A 25,356-nucleotide genomic window follows, 5' to 3' on the forward strand; every position below is an offset into this window, starting at 1 on the left:
GATAGGGCCAACTGAGATGGGGGACAGGCGCACCGGCCGCAACGGCCGAGCGCGAACTGGGTTTCGGCCCGCATTCTCATTCCCCTGCGGCCGCCCCTGCTCTACTGCTTAAGTTCCCGCTTCCGGCAGCCTGCGACCGCCATGGCCATCACCGACATCGCCTCACGGACCTACAACCACAGCTGGCGGCTCGACCCGATCGTCCGCAGCCTGCTCGACACCGATTTCTACAAGCTCCTGATGCTGCAGATGATCAGGAGCTTCCACCCGCAGGTCGAGGTCACCTTCGGGCTGATCAACCGCAGCAAGGCGATCCGCCTCGCCGAGGTGATCGACGAGGGCGAATTGCGCGCCCAGCTCGACCATGCCCGCGAACTGCGCTTCACCAAGAAGGAACTGATCTGGCTCGCCGGCAACAGCTTCTACGGCAAGACCCAGATGTTCACGCCGGACTTCATCGCCTGGCTGGCCGAGTTCCGCCTGCCCGAATACGAGCTCCGCAAGGTCGACGGGCAGTACGAGCTGACCTTCGCCGGCCCCTGGACCCATTCGATGATGTGGGAGATCCCGGCGCTCGCCATCGTCAACGAGCTGCGCTCGCGCCAGGCGCTGAAGGGCTGGGGGCGCTTTGCGCTCGACGTGCTCTATGCCCGCGCCAAGTCGAAGCTCTGGGACAAGGTCGAGCGGCTGAAGAAGCTTCCAGACCTGCGCATCTCCGATTTCGGCACCCGCCGCCGCCATGGACATCTCTGGCAGCGCTGGTGCGTCGAGGCGCTGAAGGAGGGCCTCGGCCCGACCTTTACCGGCACCTCCAACGTCCTGCTCGCCATGGAGAACGATCTCGAGGCGATCGGCACCAACGCCCATGAGTTGCCGATGGTGCTGGCGGCGCTGGCCAACAACGACGAGGAACTGCGTGCCGCGCCCTATCGCGTGCTCGACGAATGGCGCCAGGTCTACGCCGGAAACCTCCTGATCGTGCTGCCGGACGCCTTCGGCACCACCGCTTTCCTCGACGATGCTCCCTCCTGGCTTGCCGACTGGACCGGCTTTCGCCCCGACAGCGCCCCGCCGATCGAGGCCGGCGAGCAGATCATCGCCTGGTGGAAATCGCAGGGCCGCGATCCCCGGAGCAAGCTGCTGATCTTCTCCGACGGCATGGACATCGACTCGATCGAGGAGGCCTATCACCATTTCCACGGCAGGGTCCGCACCAGCTTCGGCTGGGGCACCAACCTCACCAACGACTTCGTCGGCTGCTCGCCCGACGGCACGCCCGATCTCGACCCGATCTCGCTGGTCTGCAAGGTCGTCAGCGCCAATGGCCGCCCGGCGGTGAAGCTCTCCGACAACCCCAACAAGGCGACGGGAACGCCGGAGGAGATCGCGCGGTATCTGCGGGTATTCGGCGGTGCGGATCGTAAGGCGAAGGCGGTGAGGGTCTGAACCCACCGCAATCCGCACCCAATCAACGCTGCGCCGACACCAGCAGCATCATCGGCCGCTCCAGTTCCTCCGCCAGTCCCGGCTGTTCCGCGATCTGGGCCGCCGTCGGCGCGAACTCCTCGACATGGCGGAGTGTCCAGCCCGCGGCGATCAGGCTGTTCAGCGTCGTCCCCAGCGTCCGGTGATATTTGAGGACGCCGTCGGTGAACCAGTTGGTGCGGCGCTCGCCTTCCAGCGCATAGCCATTCACCGGCCAGGTCTTGCGTCCATCCTCGTCGCTCCACCAGCGCGGATGAGCTGCCGCCATGTAGATCGGGTGCTCGATCGTGAAGACGAACTGCGCACCCGGCCGGAGAGCCCGGTGCAGCATGCGGACGAGCCGGCCGAAATCGGCGATGTAGTGGAAGGTCAGGGCGCTGTAGGCGAAATCGAACGCGGCCGCCGGCAGTTCCAGCGTCTCGAGATCGGCGATTTCGTAGGTGATCGCGGCATCGGAAGTCTGCGCCCGGGCACGCGCGATCATCTTCTCCGAGACGTCCAGCCCCACGACGGCCTCGGCGTCCTGCTCGCGCGCCCAGCGCGCGAACCAGCCGAAGCCGCAGCCGAGGTCGACGACACGCTTGCCCTTCAGATCGGGGACAAGCGCGCGGATGGAAGCCCATTCCGGCGCGCCGGCGAGGCCGTGGACCTGCCGCGGAAGCTGGCTGTAGCCGGCGAAGAATTCGGGATCGTCATAGATGTTCTGTGCCATGAGGGGGCTCCATCGGTCATTGGGATGGACGAGGCACAGGCGGCAAGACGGCCTCGTCCGTTTCCGGCGAGGCTGCGGGTGCGCGATACGCTTTAGCTAACGCGATCGATGCCCCGGCATCCCGCCTGTCGGGACGCCGGCGAGCCGGGAGACAATATGCGTGTCCTTCTCGATCATGCCGGCATTATTTGGCGGGCCTCGAAGCCTGTCAACGAGGCCCGGCGCCCCGCTACCAGCTGGCGCGGAGCCCGGCCGTGACGGCGTGGGCGGTCGCATCGCGGTTGAGGCGCACATCGTAGTCGGCGAACAGCGTGAGGTTCCGGCCGGCACGGGCCGAGAGGCCGACACCGAGGATCGCGCTGTCGCGAGCGACCCGCGGGCCGCGAACCGGGAAGGACGCTGCAGGCGCCCCGATGAAGGCGGTGTCGAGGGCTACAGCATCGTCGAGGAATTCGTGCTGCCAGCGGCCTCGCGCCTCGACCGCGACGCGGCCCTCGCCAAGATCGAACTCCCGCATCAGGCGCAGCCCGATGCTGCCGAGCAGGCTCGAAGCCGACTGTCCCGCCGCGGCCAGGCCGATGCTCTGGGCCCCGGTCTCGCTGAAGCTGCCCTGCCTGAGGAAGGTGTAGCGCAGCCCCAGAAGCGGCTCGACCGTCGACCAGCCGAGATCAAAGGCGTAGCCGGCTTCCAGCGCGCCGGTGAAGCGGTCGCCGTCATAATCGGCCTTCGCCTGTCGCGACAGGCCTCCGAAGCCGATGCTGCGCTCGCTCTCGAAATTGAGGCGGCCATAGCCGAGAAGACCGCCCAGGCGCAGCTTGCCGCTGGCATAGCTGCCATAGAATGCACCTTCATAGGCATCGATGCTGCCCTTGCCGGCGTGGTGGCGGAAATCTGCGTCCGTGCTGGAATAGCCGAAGCTGAATCCGGCCAGGAAGGAGGGCGTGATCTGCCGGTCGAAGCCGCCGATGACGCCGCCCCCGCGATAGCTGGCGCCGCCGGCATTGGCGTCGCCGCCGAGCCTGCCGGTGAAGCCGTAGCCGCGCGCCCAGGCGTTGTTGTTGGCGGTGGCCTGCGCAGGCAGCCGCATCAGCATAGCCGCTGCCGGATTGGTCGCCGCGCTCGCGGTATAGGCCAGCGGCAGATCGGCGCTCGTCGCATCTGCCTGGCCTGAACGCAGGGCGCCGAGGCGCTGGGAAATCATGCTGCCGAGCTGTCCGGCCCCGCCGAGCGCAAGGGTGGAGAGGCCCGCATGCACCTCGCCGGACAGGCTGGCAAGCGCGCCGCGTGCCCCCTCCCGTGTCCCCGCATGCTGCAGCAGAAGCGCGACGTCGCGCAGATCCTGGTCGGCGCTGGCCAGCCCGCGCTCGAGCGCCCCGCCGACCGCGCACTGATTGGCAGAGGCGCAGACGCCGGGCGTATCGAAGGGCAGCCCCTGGATATCGAGATAGGCGGTGTTCGGCTCGTAGCGCAGGCTCGCCCGGATGAAGGGAGCGGTGCCGTCGCCGAACGGCCCCTCGACTCCCGAGAAGCGACCGGAGATGCCCCGATCGGCGGTGAGCACCGCCATGGAGAGCTGGCGCGGCAGGAACAGCTGCTCTCCGGCCAGGGCAACCCAGCCTGCGAGGCCCGCCGTGCCGGTGACGGCGAGGTGGTTCTGGCCCCCTTCCGGCCCGAACTGCTGCACCAGCAGGCCGCCCGCCTCCTGCACGAAATTGCCGTCGATCCTCAGCGTGCCGACGCCGTTCCGGTCACCGGCCCAGATTGTGCCGGCATTGCTGACATTGCCGGTGATCAGACCGGTGCCAGCGAGCGTGCCCGCTGCGGCGACGCTGGTCGGCGAGGCGATGCTGCCCATCACCGACAGGAAGCCGCCCTCGACGCGCGTCGCCCCCGCATAGGCGCTGTTGCCGGTGAGCACGAGCTCGCCGGCACCGCGCTTCACCAGCCCCCCGGCCCCGACGATGTCGTTTCCGAAATGGGCGACACCGCCGGGCTGCTCGACGACGAAATCGCCCCAGTCGAAACGGCCGGGGCCGAGCACGGCCTTGCCGACATCGAGCAGGCCGTAGCCATAGATCTCGTCCACGCCGGACGGGCCGATATCCCGGGCGGTGCCGAGCAGGGTCTGGCGCACCTGGTCGGCACTGAAGAACGGGAACATCTGCCAGACCAAAGCCGCCGCGCCCGTGACATGGGGAGCGGCGAAGGAGGTGCCAAACGTCTTGGTGTAGCCGCCGTCCTTGTCGGCGACGACGATGGGATCGTCTGGATAGGGATTGGGGAACCACCAGTCGCCGCCGCCGGGCGCAGCCAGGCACCAGTTCTTCGCCACGCCGCACCGGTTGGTGTAAAATGGTTCATAGCCCGGCCCAACAGCCGACACCGCCAGCCAGCCGCGCTCCAGTTCGGGGAAGAGGTGAGGCAGGCCGGCATGGACGCTCGGTTGATCCAGACCCTGGTTGGCCGCGCCAAAGACGTTGAGAACTCCTGCGGCGACAGCGCGCTGATAGACAGCCAAGCTTGACGCATCCTCTGACAGGAAGCTGCCCTTTGTGAATGCTGTAACCGGGCGGTCATCACCGTAGCTGTTGTTGATTACACGGACGCCGCGCGCGATCAGCGCATTATAACCCCTGATGATGAAATTCGCGTCGAACATTCCCGTGCCGTCGTCGACGCCGGCCATGATGACCGTCGTCCCCGGAGCCACGCCGTGCACGCCCACGCCGTCCCTATTGGCCGCAATCACCGAGGCGACATGGGTGCCGTGCCCGAAACGATCAATCGCCCCCGCCGTCTCAGTCAGATAGTCGTAGCTACCGCCATAGCGGCCGGCGAATTCGGGATGCGCCGCGAAGATGCCGGAGTCGACCACCCCGATGAGAATGCCGGTGCCGTCGACGCCCCGCGCATAGGCATCCGCGGCACGGATCGTCTCGAGCCCCCATTGCGCCCTGTACTCGGGCGTCCGCCAGCTGTCGGGATCGGTGAGCAGAGGGCCCGTTTGAGCGACGGACGGAGTGACGAGAGCCGTCGCCAGCAGGAGAGCCGCGACGCTAGGCATAGGCAGGAATTTCACGAAGCCCCCGGCACGAAGGCGAGTCGCCCCCCGCGATCTCGCCGGGCGCAACCCTGCCGCCGCAGCGCCGAAGTGGTCAATACGGAACACGCGTCGGGCGGTCGGCTATCCGCCCTTGGTTCGGTGCTTCCGGACGGCGAATGCAGTTCTTGCTTCCCGAGCGGTGAATCGGAAAGCCGGCTTTCGACCCATGGGCCGTCTAAGAGCCGGCGGGCTCGCCAATGCGAAAAACCTTGCCGGTTCCGGCCTCGCGATAGAGGTCCACGCGCTCGCCATCCCAGTGATAGTCGAGATGCCGGCCCTGCACAGGATCGCGCGCAAGGTCCGGCCAGAACAGGCCGACGCATTCAGCGCCCGGCCGGCGCACGCTCGGATAGACGACGCCGTCGGCGCCCGCCGCCCTGAGCCGCGCGCCCAGTGCCTGCCCGGCCTCGTAGCCCTGCCCGAGCAGCAGCGGACTTGCTCCGACCGTCTCGCCGCGCAGATCGTGCAGCGAGCCTTGGATCGAGAGGAGAATCTCGCGGAACTGCGAGCTCCAGCCCGGCGGCTCATTGGTCCGCGCCATGAAGCGCGCATGATGGTGGATGGTCTCGAAAAGGGCGGTCTCGAAGACATCGCCGACATAGAGCACGCCATAGGAGCCATCGCTGAACCGGCTCGGCCGGTCCTGGCTGACATGGGTGAACGGCGCCATCAGCAGGCTCGCCCCCGGGCCGGAGACACGGCGGCCCGGCGGCACCAGATCGAGATTGCCGATCGTCTCCATCAGTCGCGGATTGGTCTTCATCTCCGCCGAGATCAGCAGCGGCCAATCGGCGGGGTCGGCGATGTCCTCGAACAGGTCGATCGGCGGGAAGGCGCTGCGGATGATGCGGACCGCCGCCGGCCACGCAACCGGCGCGATCGGAAATTCGCCGGAACTCACCAGAGCCCGCGCTCGGCGTCGAGATAGCGGCGCACCCGCATCAGATCGGTGAGTTCGCCGCCGAGCATGACCGCGAGCGCCGACCTGCCGCCGAAGGCGTCGTTGCCGGCCTTGATCCAGGCATAGCCGCGCTGTGGCTCGCGGAAGATCAGGCGCAGCGCCTTGTGGATGCCCATCAGGTTGGAAAGGCGAGCCGCGCCGTCGCGGTCGATCCGGCCGATCTCGCCGGCCTTCCAACGCCGATAGCTGCGCACCGGCTGGTCGAGCAACACGGCGGCCTCCTCATCGGTGACGCCCCAGAGCCGGAACAGGTTGACCGCCGCCCGGAACATCGCCGCCGCCTCCTCCTGCGTGATCGCGGCGGGAGAAAATGGCGCCGCGGCGGTATCGACCGGGGAGAGCGCAGTCATGACAAAACCTCCATATGGCATCATATGGATAAATTCATGCCATTTGGCAAGATCAGCCCGGCGATTGGCCGCTCAGGGTCGGTCGCGCGCCGCTCCGAACATCGCGTCGACGGCCGCGGCGATCAGCTCCGGCGCGGCATGGTGCGGCATGTGCCCGACACCCGGCAGCAGCACCAGCCGGCCTTGCTGCGCCTCGCGCGCGATCGCCGCAGAATGGATCGCCGGCGGAACGATGGTGTCACGGTCGCCGGCGATCGCCAGCACCGGCAGTTCGAGGCCGCCATAGCGCGGCGCCTGCGCGGAGAGAAAATCGCGGGCCGCCGCCATGTCCTCCGCATTGGATTGCTGGACGTCTGGACGCAGCAGCAGGCGGACCTCGCCTGCCGCATCATGGCAAGGCCTTGGCGCAGTGGATTCAACTGCCGTGCTGTCGCCGAGCCGATGGCGCGCCAGGGGCACGGCAACGACCCGGCTGTACAGCGGCCCGATCCAGGGCATGGCAGCGATGCGCTGCGACCAGGCGATGCCGCCCGGCCAGGGATGGCTCATGGCGCCGAGCAGCACGAGCCCCTGCAGGCGCTCCGGCCGGTCGAGCGCAATCCGCGACGAGAGCGCTCCCGCGAGCGAATGGGCCACGATCACGAAGCGCTCCGGAGCGATCTGGTCGAGCGCCTGCATCAGCGCCTGCGCCTGCCGGCCGGGATCGGCCATCGCCCGCCCGGCCAGCCGCTCGCTCCAGCCATGGCCGGGACGATCCAGCGCAATGACGCGATAATCGGAGAGTTTCGGGCCTAGTCTCGCGAGCAGATCGGCATGGTTGTCATAGGCGCCATGGACCAGCACCACCGTGCCGCGCGACTCGCCTGCGGGCCGGCACTCCCGGTAATGCAGCCGCCCGCCTTCGACGGCGGCGAAGGCTCCCCGGGGCGGATGGTGCGCCTCGACCCGGGCGCGGGTGATTTCACTGAAAAGGGCGAGCCCGACTGTGACCAGGAGGATGGCTACGAGGACGAGGCGCAGCATCGTCAATCCATCTCGGGCAGCGGAGCCCGGTCCCGATGCGCCGCTCAGGCGTCGCGGCCGTCGACCTCGATCTTGAGCGCCTCGACGGCTTCCTTGACCGCTTCGAGCTCGGGATAGATCGCGAGCACCTGACGGTAGGCGACCATGGCGCGCTTGTCGTCGCCCTGCTGGCGCAGGATCGTGCCGAGCCCCATCATCGCGCCGTAATGGCGCGGCTCGCGCTTCAGCGTCTCGCTGATGTCGTACAGAGAGCGAATCGGGTCGCCGAGCAGGAAGAGCGCATTGGCCCGCTGATTCCAGCCCTCGGCCCAGTCCGGCTCCAGCGCGATCACCCGGTCGAGCAGCTCGATCGCCAGCGGCAGCTCCTGGGCCTTCACCGCCTGCTGCGCCCGGCTCATCAGGAGATCGGCGGTGTCCGAGCCCGAGCGGGCCCAGCGGCGCTGGATCAGATTGGCGATGCCCTTGGCTTCTTCCGGCGTCTTGGCTGCGGCGAGGCGCTCGAACAGCTTGTCGAGCGTCGCGGCCGGGCTGCGCGGCGCGGGCGTTTCCGGCTGACTGGGCTTGTCGTCCATGTCCGCTGGCGGCACCGCGCCGTCGCGCGAAGGCGGCGCCGGCTGCGCCCAAGCGGACAGCGGCGCCGTCACGGCGAGCGACAGCGGCACCAGCGCCAGGCGGAGGAAACGAGCGGGCCTCATGGCCCTGAATGTAGGCGGCATCCGGCCGGCGTCAATTCACGGGACGGCGAGACCGCCGGCAGGCCGCGACCAGCCAAGCCAAAAAAGCGGGCCGCACCGAAGTGCAGCCCGCTGATCTCGATCATCTGGCAAGGTGCCGGTCGCCGCGGCCCAAAGCCGCGACTAAACTCAGCCCTGGCGCGCCTTGAAGCGCTTCTGGACCTTGTTGATGATGTAGACGCGGCCCTTGCGGCGCACGAGCTGGTTGTCGCGATGACGGGCGCGCAGCGACTTGAGCGAATTGCGGATCTTCATGGTCCGGACTCCCATCGGCTCGCCCTGCGGCGAAACCGGTCAAAAATTTCTGGCGCGACGCGAACCGTTTGACCGGCCCTCATCGAACAAACGACAGCGCGCCTGATGCGATGGCGGCTGTATAAGGCCTTTGACGCCGAAAGCAAGGGCAAAGGCGCCGAAATCATCGCCTTTGTCGCAACCGGCCGCCGCCATCCTCCCGCCGTTTTCGCATGACCCGTCTAGCGGCCACAGAAAGCGGTGCCTAGAGTGCGCCGCCGCCCCGGCATGCCTTCCGAAGGAGTCCTTCGATGTTCAACGCCAAATCCCTTCTCGATGCGCTCGTCAGCGCCGGCAACCAGATTGGTGCCCAGGGTGGGCAGCAGGGTGCGCAGGGCGGCAGCGGTGGGCTGGGCGGAATGCTCGGCAATATCGCCCAGCAGGTCCAGCAAGCCGGCGGCGCAGGCGGCCTCACCGGCATGGCCGGCCAGATCTTCGGCCAGGCGACCCAGGGCGTCCAGGACGCTGCCCAGAAGACCGGACTGCAGCAGGGCGCGACCGACATCGTCGGCCAGCTCTCCGGCGGCAAGACCCCGGAACAGCTGATCGCCCAGGCCAAGGGCATGATCGGCAACAACCAGCTCGCTGCCGGCGCCCTGCTCGGCGGCCTCGGCGCCCTGATCTTCGGCACCTCGGCCGGACGCTCCATCGCCGGCTCGGCAGCCAAGGTCGGGGGGCTCGCCCTGGTCGGCGGCCTCGCCTACAAGGCCTATCAGAACTATCAGGCCGGCAAGCCGCTGCTCGGCGCCGAGCAGGAGGCGCTGCTGCCGGCCCCCGCCGGCTCGGGCTTCGAGCCGGAAGCCGCGAGCGATGCCAATGCGCTGATCTTCATCCGCGCGATGATCGCAGCCTCCGCCTCCGACGGCCATATCGACGATGCGGAGCGCGGCGCCATTCTCGGCGGGCTGCGCGAGGCCGGCTTCGACCCGGAGGCCAACACCTGGCTCGCAAATGAGATGGCCAAGCCCGCCTCGGTCGACGAACTGGTCGAGGGCGCCGAGTCGCCGGAGCTCGCGGCGCAGATCTATACGGCCGCCCGGATCGCCATCAATCCGGACAAGCCGGCGGAGAAGGACTTCCTCGCCGGCCTCGCCGGCTCACTCGGCCTCGACGCCGAACTCGTCGCCAATATCGACGCCGCCGCGAGCGCAGCGAAGGTCTGAGCGGCCTTCACGCTGCCGGCGCGCTCAGCGCCGGCGATCGGGCCGACCGCTCAGTGGGCGACCGATTTCGAGAAGGCGTTGATCACGATCACGCCGGCGACGATCAGGCCCATGCCGATTACCGCCGGCAGATCGAGTTTCTGCCCGAACAGCACCAGCGCGATCAAGCTGATCAGCACGATGCCGACGCCCGACCAGATCGCATAGGCGATGCCGACCGGCACGGTGCGCAAGGTCAGCGAGAGGAAGTAGAACGCGCTCGCGAAGGCGACGAGGGTGATCAGCGAGGGCACTGGCCGGGTGAACTGCTCCGACGCCTTCAGCGCCGAGGTGCCGATCACCTCGCTGACGATCGCGATCGCGAGATAAAGATAGCTCATGCGGGTCAGGCTCTTCTTTCGCTCCGGCGCTCGGGGCGCAGGCAGGCGCCCTCGATACCCAAATGCCGACCTCAGGGTGCGCGACGTGCGCCCTGATCGTCCTCGAAGACCGGCCGAAAGAACGAGCGCTCATAGCTGATGATGAAGCGGTGCTTTTTGTTCAGCGCGAAGGCGGCCTGGCACTCCGGGTCGTCGAAGGAGCGCTTACGATAGTCCTCATAAGCCGCGAACGAGGGAAAGCTGAACATCGCCAAAGCGACATTCGATGTCCCCTCCGACGGCATGAAATAGCCGTGATGCTTGCCACCGAACTTCTCGACCAGCCTGATCCAGAGCTTGCCGTAATGCTCGAAGGCCGGCAGCTGATAGGGATCGACGACATAGCGCAGATGGCAGGTGATCATGCTCAGGCCGCTTTCGCGCTCTTGAGGAACTCGCCCATCCGGCCGAGCGCCCGCTCGATATTCTCAAGCGAATTGGCATAGGAGAGGCGGATATAGCCCTCGCCGTGCACGCCGAAATCCGGCCCGCCAATGGTCGCGACGCCGGTCTCCTCGAGCAGTGCCGAGGCGAGCTTCTTCGCCTTCCAGCCGGTCTGCGAGACGTTCGGGAAGGCATAGAACGCGCCCTTCGGCTCGATGCAGGAAACGCCCGGCAGTTCGTTCAGCCCGGCGACCACCGCCTTCCGGCGCCGATCGAACTCGGCGAGCATCATCGCGACCGCGTCCTGCGGGCCGGTCAGCGCCGCAAGGCCCGCCCATTGCGCCGGCGCGTTGACGCAGGAATGCGAATTCACCGCGAGCTTGCGGGCATTGTCGTAGAGCGGCTTCGGCCAGACCGAGAAGCCCATGCGCCAGCCGGTCATGGCATAAGTCTTCGACCAGCCATTGAGCAGGATCAGCCGGTCGCGGATCTCGGGATAGCTCAACAGGCAGACATGCTTCTCGCCGTCATAGAGCATCTGGTCGTAGATCTCGTCCGACATCACGGCGACATCGGGGAAGTTCGCGAGCCCGGCGACGAGCTGGTCGACCTCGGCCTTGGGCGTCACGCCGCCGGTCGGGTTCGCCGGCGAGTTGACGATCAAAAGCCGCGTCTTCGGCGTGATCAGGGAGAGCGTCTCCTCGGCCGAGAAGGCAAAGCCGTTCTCCTCGCGGATCGGCACCGGGATCGGCGTCGCGCCGGTGTACTCGATCATCGAGCGATAGATCGGGAAACCGGGATCGGGATAGAGGATCTCGGCGCCGGGCTCGCCGAACATCAGGATCGCCATGAACATGGTGACCTTGCCGCCCGGCACGATCATCACCTCCTCCGGCGAGACATTCACGGCATAGCGCTTGTGCAGGTCGGCCGCGACCGCCTCGCGCAGGGGCAGGATGCCGTTGGCCGGCGTGTAGCCGTGATGGCCGTCGCGCAGCGCCTTCACCGCCGCCTCGACGATATGCTCCGGCGTCGGGAAATCCGGCTGGCCGATGCCGAGATTGATGATGTCCTTGCCCTGGCGCTGCAATTCGGTCGCCCGCGCCAGCACGGCGAAAGCGTTCTCCTCGCCGATCCGGGCGAAGGATGGGACGACCTGGAGCGTCATGGCTGTTTCCTCTTGCGCTTGTTGTCGCACCCGTCCCGCGGGCCGGGCCGGCCTTGTGCGCATGTCTTGGCCGCAAAGCCGCGCCCGGGCAAGCCCGCTCTGGACCCCGGCACCTGCGCTCCGGGCCGGGCTGGGCCGCATTTGGAACACTTGCAAACTGCGCCGCCGCGACCTTTGCTGGTCCCGGGCGCGCTTTGACGATTGGCAGGCCGCTCAAAGCTGCTGTATGCAGAATACAGCAGCTGCGGCAAGCTCCCTTGCCGATCTGTCCGGGCCGGCATGACCTGTCGGTCAAATCGATTTAAAGACGATGCCGAAGCGGCTCGAAGGCCGCCTGGCCGCGAGAGGAAACGACGGGATGGCCAAGAGCCCCACAGGCAAGACTCCGAACGGCAAGAAGCCGGTCCGCAAGATCAAGCCGGAGCAGTTGCGCTCCAAGGCTTGGTTCGACAACCCCGCCAACGCCGACATGACCGCGCTCTATATCGAGCGCACAATGAATTTCGGTCTGTCGCGTGAGGAATTGCAGTCGGGCCGCCCGATCATCGGCATCGCCCAGACGGGCTCCGACATCGCCCCGTGCAACCGCCATCACCTCGAGCTCGCCAGCCGCGTCCGCGACGGCATCCGCGAGATGGGCGGCGTGCCGTTCGAGTTCCCGATCCATCCGATCCAGGAAACCTGCAAGCGGCCGACCGCCTCGCTCGACCGCAACCTGCAATATCTCAGCCTGGTCGAGATCCTCTACGGCTACCCGATCGACGGCGTCGTGCTGACTACCGGCTGCGACAAGACCACGCCGGCCCAGATCATGGCGGCCGCGACCGTCGACATCCCGGCGATCGCCCTACCGGGCGGGCCGATGCTGAATGGCGATTTCCGTGGCGAGCGCACCGGCTCCGGCACGATCGTCTGGAAGGCGCGCCAGATGATGGCGGCCGGCGAGATCGACTATCGCGGCTTCGTCGATCTGGTCGCGTCGTCCGCGCCATCCGCGGGTCATTGCAACACCATGGGCACGGCCTCGACCATGAACGCGCTCGCCGAGGCGATGGGCATGACCCTGCCCGGCGCCGCCGCGATCCCCGCGCCCTATCGCGACCGCTATGAGATGGCCTATCTCACCGGCCGGCGCATCGTCGAGATGGTCTGGGAGAACCTGATCCCCTCGAAGATCCTGACCCGCGAGGCCTTCGAGAACACCATCGTCATCAACTCGGCGATCGGCGGCTCGACCAACGCACCGATCCACGTCAACGCCATCGCCAAGCATATCGGCGTCAAGCTCGACAATGAGGACTGGACCAAGATCGGCTACGACACGCCGCTGCTGGTCAACATGCAACCTGCCGGCGAATATCTCGGCGAGGACTACTACCGCGCCGGCGGCCTGCCCGCCGTGATCGCGGAGCTGCTCGAAAAGGGCAAGCTCAAGCCGGCGATCACCGCCAACGGCCGCACCCACGAGGAGAATTGCAAGGGCTTCTTCGCGATCAACCGCAACGTCATCAAGAGCTATGACGAGCCGATGAAGAAGGAGGCCGGGTTCCTCAACCTCTCCGGCAACCTGTTCGACTCGGCGATCATGAAGACCTCGGTGATCACGCCGGAATTCCGCAAGCGCTATCTCGAAAATCCGAAGGACCCGATGGCCTTCGAGGGCCGGGCGATCGTCTTCGACGGGCCGGAGGATTACCACCACCGCATCGACGATCCCGCGCTCAAGATCGACGAGCACTGCGTCCTGTTCATCCGCGGCGTCGGGCCGGTCGGGTATCCGGGCGCGGCCGAGGTCGTGAACATGCGGCCGCCGGATTACCTGATCAAGAAGGGCGTCACCGCACTCGCCTGCGTCGGCGACGGCCGCCAGTCCGGCACTTCGGGCTCGCCCTCGATCCTCAACGCCTCGCCGGAAGCGGCGACCGGCGGCGGGCTGGCCCTGCTCAAGACCGGCGACAAGGTCCGCATCGACCTGAAGAAGCGCACGGCCAACATCCTGATCTCGGACGAGGAACTGGCGCAGCGCCGGGCCGAGTTCAAGGCCAATGGCGGCTACAAGTATCCGAAGAGCCAGACGCCCTGGCAGGAGATTCAGCGCAAGATCGTCGGCGAACTCTCCGAGGGCATGGTCCTGAAGCCGGCGGTCAAGTACCAGAAGATCCATAAGAAGTTCGGCGTGCCGCGCGACAACCACTGATCGCGCGACTGCCTTCCTGGCCTGTCAACCCGGCCGGACAGTAGCGACGGGATCCATCGCAAGGCGCCGGCCTTTGCGATGGATCCCGGATTTGCGCAGCTTCGATGGTTGTCCGGGATGATGGCAAAGCTACTGCGGCAAGACTTGTTCCGCTTCGCGCGTCCGTCCTTTAGGCTTTGAGCATGGAAGCGCTCTCGGGGCAGCTCTTGCTGGCGCAGCAAACGAACCTGACGATGATGGCCGCGGCCATGGCGGGCACTTTGCTCGGCGCGGCCATCGCATACTGGAGCCGCGGGCCGCGCATGGTCAGTGCTGGTGCGATCATAGGCGCCTTCGCATTGCCCCTCTCCGTTCTCGCCCTGGCCGCTCTTGTCCAGAGCAGAATGCTCGATTGAGACCTTCCATCAGTTTCCATACCGCAGACGCATTCCCGCTCGCCGGCAGATGCGCGTGAACGGGGCTGACAAATCGGCGCAAGAACGACAGTATGGCGCCCCTAAACCGTTTTGAAACGATTTAAAATGGCTTACAGCCCGCAGGTCGAGACCTTCCGAAAGCTCCATGAAGCCGGCTGCTTCGTCATGCCCAATCCCTGGGACGAAGGTTCGGCCCGCTGGCTGCGCGGACAGGGTTTTCCGGCCCTGGCTTCGACCAGCGCCGGCTTCGCCTTCACCAGGGCCCGCGCCGACCAGGACGTGCCGCGTGACATGATGCTGGCGCATCTCGCGGAGCTGGTGAAGGCAGTGCCGGACCTGCCGATCAATGCCGATTTCGAGAACGGCTATGCCGACACGGCAGACGGCGTCGCCGCCAACGTCAAGCTCTGCATCGCGACCGGCGTCGCCGGCCTCTCGATCGAGGATGCGACCGGCCGCACCGAGGACCCGCTCTATCCGTTCGAGCTCGCGGTCGAGCGCGTCCGTGCCGCCCGCCGCGCCATCGACGAGACCGGTTCCGGCGTGCTGCTGACCGCCCGCGCAGAGTGCTTCCTGACCGGCCATCCCGATCCGCTGAACGAGTCGGCGCGCCGCATCAGCGCTTATGCCGAGGCGGGCGCCGACGTGCTCTATGCCCCCGGCCCGAAGACCTCGGCCGATATCGGCACCATCGTTACCGCAGCCGGAGGCAAGCCGGTCAATGCGCTCGTCTACGGCGATTTCGGCCTCAGCGTTTCCGACATCGCCGCGGCCGGCGCCCGCCGGATCTCGATCGGCGGCGCCCTCGCCCGGGCCGCCTGGGCGGCCTTCATCGAGGCCACCCGCCTGATCAAGGACGAGGGCAGTTTTCGGGGCTTTGCCGGCAATGGCGCCTCCGCCCCGCTCAACCCGTTCTTCCGCGACGATCTGAAGGCACGCTCGTGACCGACAAGCTCGTCATCGCGCCCGAATGGCTCGGCCGCAGCGGCCTCTGGCTGATCGACGCCAAGGGCAAGCGCAAGCCGGTCGACGGCGAGGATATCGGCCTGTCGGACGCTCTCGCCGACCGGCTCGAAAGCTGGATGGACTCCTTCGACGCGATCTATGACGAGACGAACGAGGCCGCCTCCGATTTCGGCAATGCGGTCGAGCGGCTCGCCTGGGAAGCCGAGGGCGCCGCGCTGGCAGAGGCCATCATCGGCGAGCTCGGCTCGGACTGGGACGTCACGCAGGATTTGAACGGCTGGCGCGGGAAGGTGGCGAAATGAACCCGGTTCTGGACTGGACACCCCCGCCCTTCCCTCCGGCGAAGGTCCTTGAAGGCCGCTATTGCCGGCTCGAACCGATCGATCCGGCCAAGCATCTCGACGACATCTGGGCGGCGATGGCCGGCCATGACGGGCTCTGGGAGTGGATGCCGGCCCATCCGCCCAAGGACAAGGCGGCCTATGGCGAGCTGCTGGCGACGATGGTTGCCAAGCCCGGCATCGTCCCCTTCGCCGTGATCGACAAGGCCGACGGCAAGGCCAAGGGCCATCTCTGGCTGATGGAGATCCGCCCGGAGCAAGGCGTCTTCGAGGTTGGCTACATCACCTATTCGCCAGCCTTGCAGCGCACCCGGGTGGCGAGCGAGGCGATCTATCTCTGCGGCGCCTACGGCTTCTCGCTTGGCTATCGCCGCTATGAGTGGAAGTGCAACAATCTCAACGAGCCCTCCAAGCGCGCCGCTCTGCGCTTCGGCTTCCAGTATGAGGGGCTTTTCCGCCAGCACATGGTGGTCAAGGGCCGCAACCGCGACACCGCCTGGTTCTCGATCACCGACGGCGAATGGCCAAAACGGGCCGAAGCCTTCGAGCGCTGGCTGGCGCCGGAGAATTTCGATGCGGCAGGCCGTCAGAAGGCGACGCTCGCAAGCCTGATGCAGAACGCGGAAGCGGCCTGACATGTCCCTGCGCCGCGCCTCGACGGACGATATCCCGGCGATCGTCGCGCTGACCGAGGCCGCGTACCTGCCGAATGAGAGCGTCATCGGCGTGCCCTCGCTGCCGCGCATAGCCGACTACACGAAGGTGCTGGCGGAGCATGAGATCTGGCTCGCCGAGACCGGCGCAGAGCTCGACGGCGTGCTGGTTCTCGAGGAAGAGCCGGCGAAGTTCACGCTCTGGAGCATCGCCGTGGCGCCTGCCGCCGCAGGCCGGAAGATCGGCTCGACCTTGATGAATTTCGCCGAGGAGCGAGCCCGCGCGCTCGGCCACGACGCCGTCCACCTCTACACGCATGCCAGGCTTGCCGAGCGCATCGGCTGGTATGAGCGGCTGGGCTACCAGACCACCCATTTCGAGGATCTGCCGGACCGCCGGCTGATCCATATGCGCAAGAACCTCCGATAGTCGGAAAGTACAAGGAAGAAGCACAATGGCTGGACGTTTGAAGGGCAAGGTTGCGGTCGTCACCGCGGCTGGGCAGGGCATTGGCCGCGCGATCGCCGAGGCCTTCGTCGCCGAGGGCGCGACCGTCTGGGCGACCGACAAGGACGTCGCCTTGCTCGAGGGCATTCCGAAGGCCAAGAAGCGCAAGCTCGACGTGCTCTCGACCAAGGCGGTCGAGGCCTTCGCCGAAAAGGTCGGCACCATCGACATCCTCGTCAACGCCGCCGGCTTCGTGCATCACGGCACCGTGCTGGAATGCGACGACAAGGCCTGGGAGTTCTCCTTCGACCTCAACGTCAAGTCGATGCACCGCACGATCAAGGCCTTCGTTCCCGGCATGCTCGCTGCCGGCAAGGGCTCGATCGTCAACATCGCCTCGGGCGCCGGCTCGGTGCGCGGCATCCCGAACCGCTATGTCTACGGCGCGACCAAGGCGGCGGTGATCGGCCTGACCAAGGCGGTCGCGGCGGACTACATCAAGAAGGGCATCCGCTCCAACGCGATCTGCCCCGGCACCATCCAGTCGCCCTCGCTCGACCAGCGCATCATCGAGCTCGCCAAGGTCACCAACACGACCGAGGCCCAGGCGCGCCAGGCCTTCATCGATCGCCAGCCCATGGCCCGTCTCGGCACCGCCGAGGAGATCGCCTGGCTCGCCGTCTATCTCGCTTCCGACGAGGCGAGCTACACCACCGGCCAGATCCACCTCGCCGATGGCGGCTTCGCGCTCTGAGCGCGCCTTCCGCCCGGCAGGAACCGGCCGGGCGGTGGAAATCCTCATAAGGTCAAAAGACCGGGCATGGTCCGCGGGAGTGGCGTTCACTCCTGCGGGCCATGCTGCAGCGACGGGAGAGACGCCATGCATGTCCTGATAACCGGCGCCAGCGGCATGATCGGCCAGCGCCTTACCGCGCGCCTGGCGCGCGAGGGCACCTGCAACGACCGGCCGATCTCGCGCCTGACCCTGACCGATGTCGTCGCACCGCCGAAGCCGGCCGGCTTTGCCGGGCCGATCGAGATTCGCACCGAGGATGCCGGCGACCCTGCGGTCGCCGAAGCCCTCGCCGCGCTGCGGCCCGACATCATATTCCACCTCGCCGCGATCATCTCCGGCGAGGCCGAGCGCGATTTCGACAAGGGCTACCGGATCAACCTCGACGGCATACGCAACCTGCTGGAGGCGATCCGGCAGGAGGGCATCCACAACGGTCCCTATGTCCCGAAGCTGGTCTTCTCCTCGTCGAGCGGGATCTTCGGCGCCCCCTTCCCGGCCTCGATCTCCGACGAGTTCCACGTCACGCCGCTGACCAGTTACGGCGCCCAGAAGGCGATCGGCGAACTCCTGCTCGCCGACTATTCGCGCCGCGGCTTCGTCGAGGGTGTCGGCGTCCGCTTCCCCTCGATCGTGATCCGGCCCGGCAAGCCCAACGCCTCGGCCGGCGGCTTCTTCTCCGGCATCATCCGCGAGCCGCTGCAGGGGCTGGAGGCACTGCTGCCGGTCGAGGACAGCGTGCTGTTCACCCATGCCAGCCCGCGCTCGGCCGTCGGCTTCCTGATCCACGCTGCCGGCCTCAGCCGCGAACAGCTCGGCCCGCGCATCAATCTCAGCATGCCCGGCGTCTGCGTCACGGTCGGCGAGCAGATCGAGGCGCTGCGCCGCATCGCCGGCGAAAGGGCGGTGAAGCTGATCCGGCGCGCGCCCGACAAGGCGGCCTCCGACATCGTCAAGGGCTGGCCGACCCGCTTCGACGCCGCCCGCGCCACCGCTCTCGGCTTCAAGGCCGAGAAGGATTTCGACGAGATCATCCGCATCCATATCGAGGACGACCTCGGCGGCCATCTCCCCAACTGACCAATCAGACAATCGAGGAAACACCCAATGCATGTTCTCGTTCTCGGCGGCGCCGGCATGGTCGGCCGCAAGTTCATCGAGCGGCTGGCACGCGACAAGCAGCTCGGCGGCAAGCCGGTCGACAAGGTCACGGCGCAGGACATCTTCCCGGCCAGCCCGCCGGCCAACGCCCCCTTCGCCTTCGAGACGCTGACCTCCGACCTGTCGCAGCCCGGCGAGGCCGAGAAGCTGATCGCCTCGCGCCCCGAGCTGATCGTCCATCTCGCCGCCGTCGTCTCCGGCGAGGCCGAGGCCGATTTCGACAAGGGCTACCGCATCAATCTCGACGGCACGCGCTACCTCTTCGAGGCGATCCGCCATGCCGGCGACGGCTACAAGCCGCGTGTCGTCTTCACCTCCTCGGTCGCCGTCTTCGGCGCGCCCTTCCACGACAAGATCGAGGACGAGTTCTTCACCACGCCGCTGACCAGCTACGGCACCCAGAAGGCAATCGGCGAGCTCCTGCTCTGCGATTATAGCCGCCGCGGCTTCTTCGACGGCGTCGGCATCCGCCTGCCGACCATCTGCGTGCGGCCCGGCACGCCGAACAAAGCCGCCTCCGGCTTCTTCTCCAACATCATCCGCGAGCCGCTGAACGGCCAGGAGGCGGTGTTGCCGGTCTCCGACCAGGTCCGCCACTGGCACGCCTCGCCGCGCTCGGCCGTCGGCTTCCTCGTCCATGCCGCGACCATGGACACCGCCGCGATCGGTCCGCGCCGCGCTTTGACCATGCCGGGCTATTCCTGCACCGTCGCCGAGCAGATCGAGACCTTGCGCAAGGTCGCCGGCGAGAACGTCGTGAAGCGTATCCGCCGCGAGATCGACCCGGTGATCGACAAGATCGTCGCCGGCTGGCCGCGGAACTTCAACGCGCAGCGCGCGACGGCGCTCGGCTTCAAGGCCGAGGCGAACTTCGAGGAGATCATCCGCGTCCATATCGAGGATGAGCTCGGCGGCAAGTTCGTCGCGTAAGGACCGAAGGCCGAATTCCTCCACCGTCATGCTCGGCCCCGTGCCGAGCATCCACGTCTTGAATACCGCACGCGATCAGCAAAGACGTGGATGGTCGGGACAAGCCCGACCATGACGAGAGAGGCCCTTTGGGCGGAAAGCTAGCCTGTCCTAAGGCAGCTTCTTCAGCAGCAATGGCGCGCCGACCGCCGGGTCCTTGCGCCATTGCCCGTCCTCGAAGACGAGCTCGACCTTATGGCCCTTGCGGGCGATCAGCTCGAGCCGGCCGGCGGCATAGCGCCAGGCCACGGGCGAGAAGATCGTCAGGCCGGTATCGGCACAGCTGCCTTCGAAGCTCGCGACGGTGGCGCCTGCGGTCTCGGACGGCGTCGCCGTCAAGGCGAGCTTGCAGACCTCCCGCCCCGGCTGGCGCATCACCCCATAGCGGCCCGCCACGGTCTCCGGTGCGGGGGCCTGGGCGGGATCGACCGCCGTGCGGCGGGTAGCAGCCGTCGCAGCCTGTTCGGCGGCGCTCGGTGCCGGGCGCGCCGCGACGCGGGGATGGCCCTTCGGATCGAGCCCGTATTGCGCCCCGTCGCCTCCCTTGCCGCGCCGCCCCGCACCACTGGCCTTCTCATCGAAGGCGACCAGCACCTTGCCGGCCCCGTCGACAAGGCGTGGAACGCCAGCGGGGCCAAGATCCCAGCCGACAGCATCGTTCAGGATCGGCAGTGCCCGCCGGCAGGTGGCCGGAAAGCGCAGCTGCCAGCCTTTCGCAGCCGCTTCCGAGCCGAAAGTGACGGTGCAGCTCCGTGACGCGCCGACCTTCTCGATATCCCAGGCACCGACGAGGGAACTCGGCGCGGCCGCCGGCCGAGCAGGCGCCGGGGGCTGCCCCTGCGCTATCGCCGGTCCGGCGAGCAGAAGGAGCCCGGCGGCGAGCGCCGCGAGCCCCTTCGCGTTGCGGGTGGCGATCAGGCCTTCTTCCATGGCGTCTCGACGACCGGCGTCAGCGGGCCCTTGCCATCGAACCATGATTTCAGATTGTCGACCAGCAGCTGGCCCATCTGCTCGCGGGTGTGCACCGAGGCCGAGCCAACATGCGGCAGCAGCACGACATGGTCGAGCGCGATCAACTCGGCCGGCACGCGCGGCTCGTCCTCGAACACGTCGAGGCCGGCCGAGAGGATGGTCTTGTCCTGCAGCGCCTTGACCAGCGCCGGCTCGTCGATGACCGTCCCACGGCCGACATTGACGACGATGCCGTTCGGCCCGAGCGCCTTGAGCACCTCGGCATTGATGATGCGGTAGGTCGAGTCACCGCCCGGTGCCACCGAGACGAGCGTATCGACATCCTGGGCCATCTCGACCAGCGAGGGATAATAGCGATAGGCGACGTCAGCCTGGCGCGAGCGGCCGTGATAGGCGATGTCCACACCGAAGGCCTCGAGGCGATGCGCCACGGCCTTCCCGATGCGACCAAGGCCGACGATGCCGATCTTGCGCTTGCGCAGCGAGGTGGTCAGCGGATAGGCGCCGGTCAGCCACTTGCCCTCGCGCAGATAGCGGTCGACCTGCGGCAACTGCCTGACGGTGGCAAGCAGGAGCCCGATGGCGAGGTCGGCAACCTCGTCGGTCAGCACGTCCGGCGTATTCGTGACGATGAGACCGCGCCTGCCAGCCTCGGCAGCGTCGACATTGTCGTAGCCGACGCCGAAATTCGAGACGACCTCGAGCTTCGGCAGGGCGTCGAACAGCGCGCCATCGATCTTGATATGCGCGCCGCCGCCAGCAACGCCGCGCACCCGGTCCTTGAGCTCGGCGAGCGCGGCAGCCTTGTCCTGCGCCTTCCAGAGCTCATGCACGGTGAAGCGCTCTTTGAGCTGGTCGGCGGCATAGGCCATCAGCGGCCCGGTCATGATGATCTCGATCTTGTTCTGCGCGGTCATGGCCTGTGCTCTCGTGGACGTGAACGGATACCCGTCTCCGGGTTGATTTCAAAATATTAAAACGATTAAATAGACAGTAGAGGTTCAGCGCCGCTCCGCAAATCCGGACCAGCGCATTACCGGGTCGCCCGCAGAGCAGGAGGCGACGAACTCTGCTCGCCGCCCGCGAGCCGGGACTGCATCAGTTTATAGTATGATTTAATCACGGGCTGAGCTCGCGTTTTCCGATGCGCGGCCGGCAAGCAGGCGCAGAGTGCTGTTCAGGCTGTCGATCACCAATCCGCTCATCCGGGCGGCGGCGAGATCCCCGTCGCGCTGGCTGATCGCATCCAGCACCCGCTCATGGTCGACCAGCGAAGCGGTGAAGAAGAAGCGATCGTCCGGGGCCTTGAGGAACAGCGACCACTGGATCGTGGCGCAGACCGCAGGCGCAAGGCATTGCAGCGGCGGATTGCGCGTCGCCTCGAAGATCGATTCGTGAAAGGCGAGGTCGGCCTGCACCGTCGGCTCGGCATAGGGCGGATTCACGGTCATGCCGCGATAGGCTGCCGCGATCTTGGCCAGATCCTCCTCGCTGCGCCGCTGCGCCGCCAGCCGCGCCGCGCTTGGCTCGACGAAGAGCCGCAACTCGAAGAGATCGCGAATGAATTTCTCGTTCGGATCAGCCTCGAAATGCCAGGCGAGCACATCGGGATCGAGCAGATTCCAGGAATCCCGGGGCGCCACGCGGGTGCCGCTCTTCGGCCTCGCCTCGACCAGACCTTTGCCGGTCAGGAACTTCACGGCCTCGCGATAGGCCGTCCGTGAGACGGAAATCTCGCTGCGGATATCATCCTCATTCGGCAGCAGCTCGCCGGTCCGCGAGGCGCCGCTGATGATCGAGACCGCGAGCTTGTGCGCGACCTGCCCGAACAGCCGGTCGGGACTGAGCATCCGCGCCCGCGAAGTGTCGCGCATCCGCATCCGGCTTGACTTTCCTCCGCGCCGCGCCGCCTTGCGGCGACGCCGGCTTGTTCTGGCCGAGCGCTTGACACGCCCGTTTCTATCGTATGACTTTATCCGGGAACGGGAGCGACGCAACAGGCGAAGACCTTGCCTGCACTGCGGCGCGCCATGGTCATCGGCCTCACAGAAGCCGAGACCGATGGGATTGCGGCCATGCCGCCGGGGTGCGATCACTCGTCCCTGAGGAAACGAACGACCGGGAGAAGCCAAGATGGCCTCAGTCCAGATCGCGGATGTGCGCAAGGCCTATGGCTCGACGCAGGTCATCCATGGCGTCGACATCGACATCGACGATGGCGAGTTCGTCATCCTGGTCGGCCCTTCCGGCTGCGGAAAGTCGACCCTGCTGCGCATGATCGCCGGCCTCGAGAACATCACCGGCGGCGAAATCCGCATCGGTCCGCGCGTCGTCAACGACGTGCCGCCGAAAGAGCGCGATATCGCCATGGTGTTCCAGAACTATGCGCTCTATCCGCACATGACGGTGGCCGACAACATGGCCTTCTCGATGAAGCTGCGTAAGGCGCCGAAGGCCGAGATCGACGAGCGCGTCAGCAAGGCCGCCGGCATCCTTGGCCTGGAGAAGCTGCTGGATCGCTATCCACGCCAGCTTTCGGGCGGCCAGCGCCAGCGCGTCGCCATGGGCCGCGCCATCGTCCGCAACCCGCAGGTCTTCCTCTTCGACGAGCCGCTCTCCAACCTCGACGCCAAGCTGCGTGTGCAGATGCGCACCGAGATCAAGGAGCTTCACCAGCGCCTCAAGACCACCACGGTCTACGTCACCCACGACCAGATCGAGGCCATGACCATGGCCGACAAGATCGTCGTGATGCATGACGGCATCGTCGAGCAGATGGGCGCGCCGCTCGACCTCTACGACAATCCGGCGAACCTCTTCGTCGCCGCCTTCATCGGCTCGCCGTCGATGAACCTGCTCAAGGGCACGATCCGCGCCAACGGCTTCGAGACCGAAGGCGGCGTGATCTGGCCGATCGGCAAGCATCCGACCGATTCGAACGACCGGGCCGCCGTGCTCGGCATCCGCCCCGAGCATCTCATGCTCGATCCAAACGGCCTGCCGGCCGAGGTCGTGGTCATCGAGCCGATGGGCTCGGAGACCCAGGTCGTCGTCCGCTGCGGCGGCCAGGACCTGACCTGCATCTTCCGCGAGCGCATCACCGCCAAGCCGGGCGAGAACATCCACATCCGGCCCGATACCTCGGTCACGCATCTCTTCGACGCTGCCACCGGCAAGCGCATCTGAATATACGCCGCTCCGCCCAATGGGGGCGCCGCCCCCGGGGCGGCGCCGCGCATCCGCCGACTACAAACCCTGACGAGGCTCCCATGTAGGGCCTCGCGGTCCAACGGAGGAGCAACCCATGACGATTTCCAGACGTGACGTATTGATCGGCGGCGCCGGGCTCGCCGCCGGTGCCACATTGTCGGCGCCGTCGATCGCCCAGACGGCCAACATCGAAAAGGGCGCGACGCTGCGCGTCCTGCGCCCGACCAAGTTCGTCGACCCTGACCAGACGATCTTCAACGAGAACACCGAAGCCTTCACCAAGGCGACCGGCGTCCAGGTCCGCGTCGACTATGCGAGCTGGGAAGACCTGCGCCCGCAGACGGCGGTGACCGCCAATACCGGCGCCGGCCCCGACGTCGTCGTCGGCTGGGCCGACGATCCGCACATCTTCGCCGACAAGCTGGTCGACCTGACCCAGATCGCCGAGGATCTCGGCAAGAAATATGGCGGTTGGTACCCGGTCGCCGAGAAATACGGCAAGAAGGACAAGACCAATCAGTGGATCTCGATCCCGATGGGCGGCTCCGGCGGCCCGGCGGTCTATCGTGAATCCTGGGTCAAGGAAGCCGGCTTCGACAAGTTCCCGACCGACCATGCCGGGTTCCTCGACCTCTGCCGCAAGCTCAAGGCCAATGGCCACCCGGCGGGCTTTGCCCTCGGCAATGCCGTCGGCGACGGCAATGCCTTCTGCAACTGGCTGGTCTGGTCGCATGGCGGCTACATGGTCGACGAGAACAACAAGGTCGCGATCAACAGCAAGGAGACGATCGAGGCGCTGAAATACGCCAAGGCGCTCTACGAGACCTTCATCCCCGGCACGCTCTCCTGGCTCGACATCAGCAACAACAAGGCGCTGACAGCGGGCGAAGTCGGCCTGACCCAGAACGGTGTCTCGCTCTACTTCTCGATCAAGAACTCCAAGGACGAGAAGACCGCCGCGATCGGCAAGGACCTCAACCATGCGCCGATGCCGGTCGGCGCCGGGGTCGGCCGGGCGACAGAGACGGCGCTGGTCATCAACGCCATGGTGTTCAAGCACACCAAGTTCCCGAACGCCGCCAAGGAATATCTCCGCTTCATGATGGAGAAGGAACAGTACGACAAGTGGCTGACCGGCTGCTTCGGCTACTGGACCCAGCCGCTCAAGGCCTACGCCAACAGCAAGGTCTGGGAGAGCGATCCCAAGATCCTGGTCTATCGCGACACCTGGGAACGCGCTCTGTGGAGCGGCTACAAGGGCGCGATCACCGAGGCTGCCGGCACCGTCAACGCCGAATACGTCATGGTGCAGATGGTCGCCTCGGTCTGCGCCGGCCAGGCGACGCCCGAACAGGCTGCTGCGGAAGCCGAGCGCCGCGCCAAGCGCTACTACCGCACCTGATCCGTCACGACCGCGCCGCCGCCATCGCGGCG

26 protein-coding genes are annotated in these 25,356 nt (G+C 66.8%); 13 read left to right on the forward strand and 13 right to left on the reverse strand.

Annotated features, from left to right (window positions below; translation table 11 throughout):
- Positions 1-141 precede the first annotated feature (141 nt).
- The gene (gene pncB / locus RKE40_RS15070) at positions 142-1,446 is read left to right on the forward strand and encodes a nicotinate phosphoribosyltransferase (RefSeq protein ID WP_316019049.1); all 1,305 of its coding nucleotides are present in this window, start codon (positions 142-144) and stop codon (positions 1,444-1,446) included.
- Between the two features lie 22 nt (positions 1,447-1,468).
- On the opposite strand, the gene RKE40_RS15075 is transcribed toward pncB, so the two are convergent.
- The 7 genes from RKE40_RS15075 to ykgO form a co-directional block, all read right to left on the reverse strand.
- Positions 1,469-2,197, reverse strand: a complete 729-nt coding sequence (locus tag RKE40_RS15075) for a class I SAM-dependent methyltransferase (RefSeq protein WP_316019050.1) — start codon at positions 2,195-2,197, stop codon at positions 1,469-1,471.
- A gap of 229 nt (positions 2,198-2,426) precedes the next feature.
- Positions 2,427-5,261: an autotransporter domain-containing protein gene (locus RKE40_RS15080; protein ID WP_316019051.1), complete on the reverse strand. Its 2,835-nt coding sequence runs from the start codon at positions 5,259-5,261 to the stop codon at positions 2,427-2,429.
- A gap of 214 nt (positions 5,262-5,475) precedes the next feature.
- Positions 5,476-6,201: an RES family NAD+ phosphorylase gene (locus RKE40_RS15085; RefSeq protein WP_316019052.1), complete on the reverse strand. Its 726-nt coding sequence runs from the start codon at positions 6,199-6,201 to the stop codon at positions 5,476-5,478.
- Positions 6,198-6,611: an MbcA/ParS/Xre antitoxin family protein gene (locus RKE40_RS15090; protein WP_316019053.1), complete on the reverse strand. Its 414-nt coding sequence runs from the start codon at positions 6,609-6,611 to the stop codon at positions 6,198-6,200. The genes RKE40_RS15085 and RKE40_RS15090 overlap by 4 nt, the downstream gene beginning before the upstream one ends.
- Positions 6,612-6,683: 72 nt before the next feature.
- On the reverse strand, positions 6,684-7,634 hold the full coding sequence (locus RKE40_RS15095) for an alpha/beta fold hydrolase (RefSeq protein WP_316019054.1): 951 nt from the start codon (positions 7,632-7,634) through the stop codon (positions 6,684-6,686).
- 44 nt (positions 7,635-7,678) lie between these two features.
- Entirely contained in the window at positions 7,679-8,329 is a 651-nt protein-coding gene (locus tag RKE40_RS15100; protein ID WP_316019055.1) for a tetratricopeptide repeat protein, read from the reverse strand.
- A 168-nt stretch (positions 8,330-8,497) separates the two neighbouring features.
- Positions 8,498-8,623, reverse strand: a complete 126-nt coding sequence (gene ykgO, locus RKE40_RS15105) for a type B 50S ribosomal protein L36 (protein WP_038363015.1) — start codon at positions 8,621-8,623, stop codon at positions 8,498-8,500.
- Between the two features lie 290 nt (positions 8,624-8,913).
- Here ykgO and RKE40_RS15110 point away from each other — a divergent pair, with 290 nt between their 5' ends.
- Positions 8,914-9,825 carry a tellurite resistance TerB family protein gene (locus RKE40_RS15110; protein ID WP_316019056.1) on the forward strand — a complete coding sequence of 304 codons (912 nt, stop codon included), beginning with the start codon at positions 8,914-8,916 and terminating at the stop codon, positions 9,823-9,825.
- Positions 9,826-9,875: 50 nt separating this feature from the next.
- Here the strand turns inward: RKE40_RS15110 and RKE40_RS15115 are convergent, their stop codons facing one another.
- From RKE40_RS15115 to RKE40_RS15125, 3 genes are all read right to left on the reverse strand, one after another.
- Entirely contained in the window at positions 9,876-10,205 is a 330-nt protein-coding gene (locus RKE40_RS15115; protein ID WP_316019057.1) for an SMR family transporter, read from the reverse strand.
- A 71-nt stretch (positions 10,206-10,276) separates the two neighbouring features.
- The gene (locus RKE40_RS15120) at positions 10,277-10,609 is read right to left on the reverse strand and encodes an NIPSNAP family protein (protein ID WP_316019058.1); all 333 of its coding nucleotides are present in this window, start codon (positions 10,607-10,609) and stop codon (positions 10,277-10,279) included.
- Between the two features lie 2 nt (positions 10,610-10,611).
- A complete protein-coding gene (locus RKE40_RS15125) occupies positions 10,612-11,796 on the reverse strand; it encodes a pyridoxal phosphate-dependent aminotransferase (protein ID WP_316019059.1) in 1,185 nt (394 codons plus the stop codon).
- Positions 11,797-12,154: 358 nt separating this feature from the next.
- Between RKE40_RS15125 and RKE40_RS15130 the strand changes: the two genes are divergently transcribed.
- The 9 genes from RKE40_RS15130 to denD (RKE40_RS15170) all read left to right on the forward strand — a co-directional run bounded on the left by RKE40_RS15130 (position 12,155) and on the right by denD (RKE40_RS15170) (position 19,701).
- A complete protein-coding gene (locus RKE40_RS15130) occupies positions 12,155-13,993 on the forward strand; it encodes an IlvD/Edd family dehydratase (protein ID WP_316019060.1) in 1,839 nt (612 codons plus the stop codon).
- A gap of 182 nt (positions 13,994-14,175) precedes the next feature.
- On the forward strand, positions 14,176-14,388 hold the full coding sequence (locus tag RKE40_RS15135) for a hypothetical protein (RefSeq protein WP_316019061.1): 213 nt from the start codon (positions 14,176-14,178) through the stop codon (positions 14,386-14,388).
- Between the two features lie 126 nt (positions 14,389-14,514).
- Complete coding sequence (locus tag RKE40_RS15140) at positions 14,515-15,354, forward strand: isocitrate lyase/PEP mutase family protein (protein ID WP_316019062.1); 840 nt, start codon at positions 14,515-14,517, stop codon at positions 15,352-15,354.
- Positions 15,351-15,677, forward strand: coding sequence for a hypothetical protein (locus RKE40_RS15145; protein ID WP_316019063.1), 327 nt, complete (start codon positions 15,351-15,353; stop codon positions 15,675-15,677). Before RKE40_RS15140 ends, RKE40_RS15145 begins: the two co-directional genes overlap by 4 nt.
- Positions 15,674-16,351 (forward strand): GNAT family N-acetyltransferase, encoded by a 678-nt coding sequence (locus RKE40_RS15150; protein WP_316019064.1) that lies wholly within the window; start codon positions 15,674-15,676, stop codon positions 16,349-16,351. The genes RKE40_RS15145 and RKE40_RS15150 overlap by 4 nt, the downstream gene beginning before the upstream one ends.
- Before the next feature lies 1 nt (position 16,352).
- Entirely contained in the window at positions 16,353-16,799 is a 447-nt protein-coding gene (locus tag RKE40_RS15155; protein ID WP_316019065.1) for a GNAT family N-acetyltransferase, read from the forward strand.
- 25 nt (positions 16,800-16,824) lie between these two features.
- The gene (locus RKE40_RS15160) at positions 16,825-17,571 is read left to right on the forward strand and encodes an SDR family oxidoreductase (RefSeq protein WP_066477402.1); all 747 of its coding nucleotides are present in this window, start codon (positions 16,825-16,827) and stop codon (positions 17,569-17,571) included.
- A gap of 126 nt (positions 17,572-17,697) precedes the next feature.
- On the forward strand, positions 17,698-18,690 hold the full coding sequence (gene denD / locus RKE40_RS15165; RefSeq protein ID WP_316019066.1) for a D-erythronate dehydrogenase: 993 nt from the start codon (positions 17,698-17,700) through the stop codon (positions 18,688-18,690).
- A 27-nt stretch (positions 18,691-18,717) separates the two neighbouring features.
- Positions 18,718-19,701, forward strand: coding sequence for a D-erythronate dehydrogenase (denD, locus tag RKE40_RS15170; protein WP_316019067.1), 984 nt, complete (start codon positions 18,718-18,720; stop codon positions 19,699-19,701).
- A gap of 150 nt (positions 19,702-19,851) precedes the next feature.
- Here the strand turns inward: denD (RKE40_RS15170) and RKE40_RS15175 are convergent, their stop codons facing one another.
- The 3 genes from RKE40_RS15175 to RKE40_RS15185 all read right to left on the reverse strand — a co-directional run bounded on the left by RKE40_RS15175 (position 19,852) and on the right by RKE40_RS15185 (position 22,586).
- Complete coding sequence (locus RKE40_RS15175) at positions 19,852-20,670, reverse strand: AprI/Inh family metalloprotease inhibitor (RefSeq protein WP_316019068.1); 819 nt, start codon at positions 20,668-20,670, stop codon at positions 19,852-19,854.
- Positions 20,655-21,629 carry a 2-hydroxyacid dehydrogenase gene (locus RKE40_RS15180; RefSeq protein ID WP_316019069.1) on the reverse strand — a complete coding sequence of 325 codons (975 nt, stop codon included), beginning with the start codon at positions 21,627-21,629 and terminating at the stop codon, positions 20,655-20,657. Before RKE40_RS15180 ends, RKE40_RS15175 begins: the two co-directional genes overlap by 16 nt.
- A gap of 198 nt (positions 21,630-21,827) precedes the next feature.
- Positions 21,828-22,586: a FadR/GntR family transcriptional regulator gene (locus RKE40_RS15185; protein WP_316019070.1), complete on the reverse strand. Its 759-nt coding sequence runs from the start codon at positions 22,584-22,586 to the stop codon at positions 21,828-21,830.
- 259 nt (positions 22,587-22,845) lie between these two features.
- Between RKE40_RS15185 and RKE40_RS15190 the strand changes: the two genes are divergently transcribed.
- Together RKE40_RS15190 and RKE40_RS15195 are read left to right on the forward strand one after the other, a co-directional pair.
- Positions 22,846-23,898 carry an ABC transporter ATP-binding protein gene (locus tag RKE40_RS15190; protein ID WP_316019071.1) on the forward strand — a complete coding sequence of 351 codons (1,053 nt, stop codon included), beginning with the start codon at positions 22,846-22,848 and terminating at the stop codon, positions 23,896-23,898.
- 118 nt (positions 23,899-24,016) lie between these two features.
- Positions 24,017-25,324 (forward strand): ABC transporter substrate-binding protein, encoded by a 1,308-nt coding sequence (locus tag RKE40_RS15195; protein ID WP_316019072.1) that lies wholly within the window; start codon positions 24,017-24,019, stop codon positions 25,322-25,324.
- Positions 25,325-25,356 lie beyond the last annotated feature (32 nt).

It is taken from the genome of Allobosea rubneri (genome assembly GCF_032464875.1).
GTDB lineage: Bacteria > Pseudomonadota > Alphaproteobacteria > Rhizobiales > Beijerinckiaceae > Allobosea > Allobosea rubneri.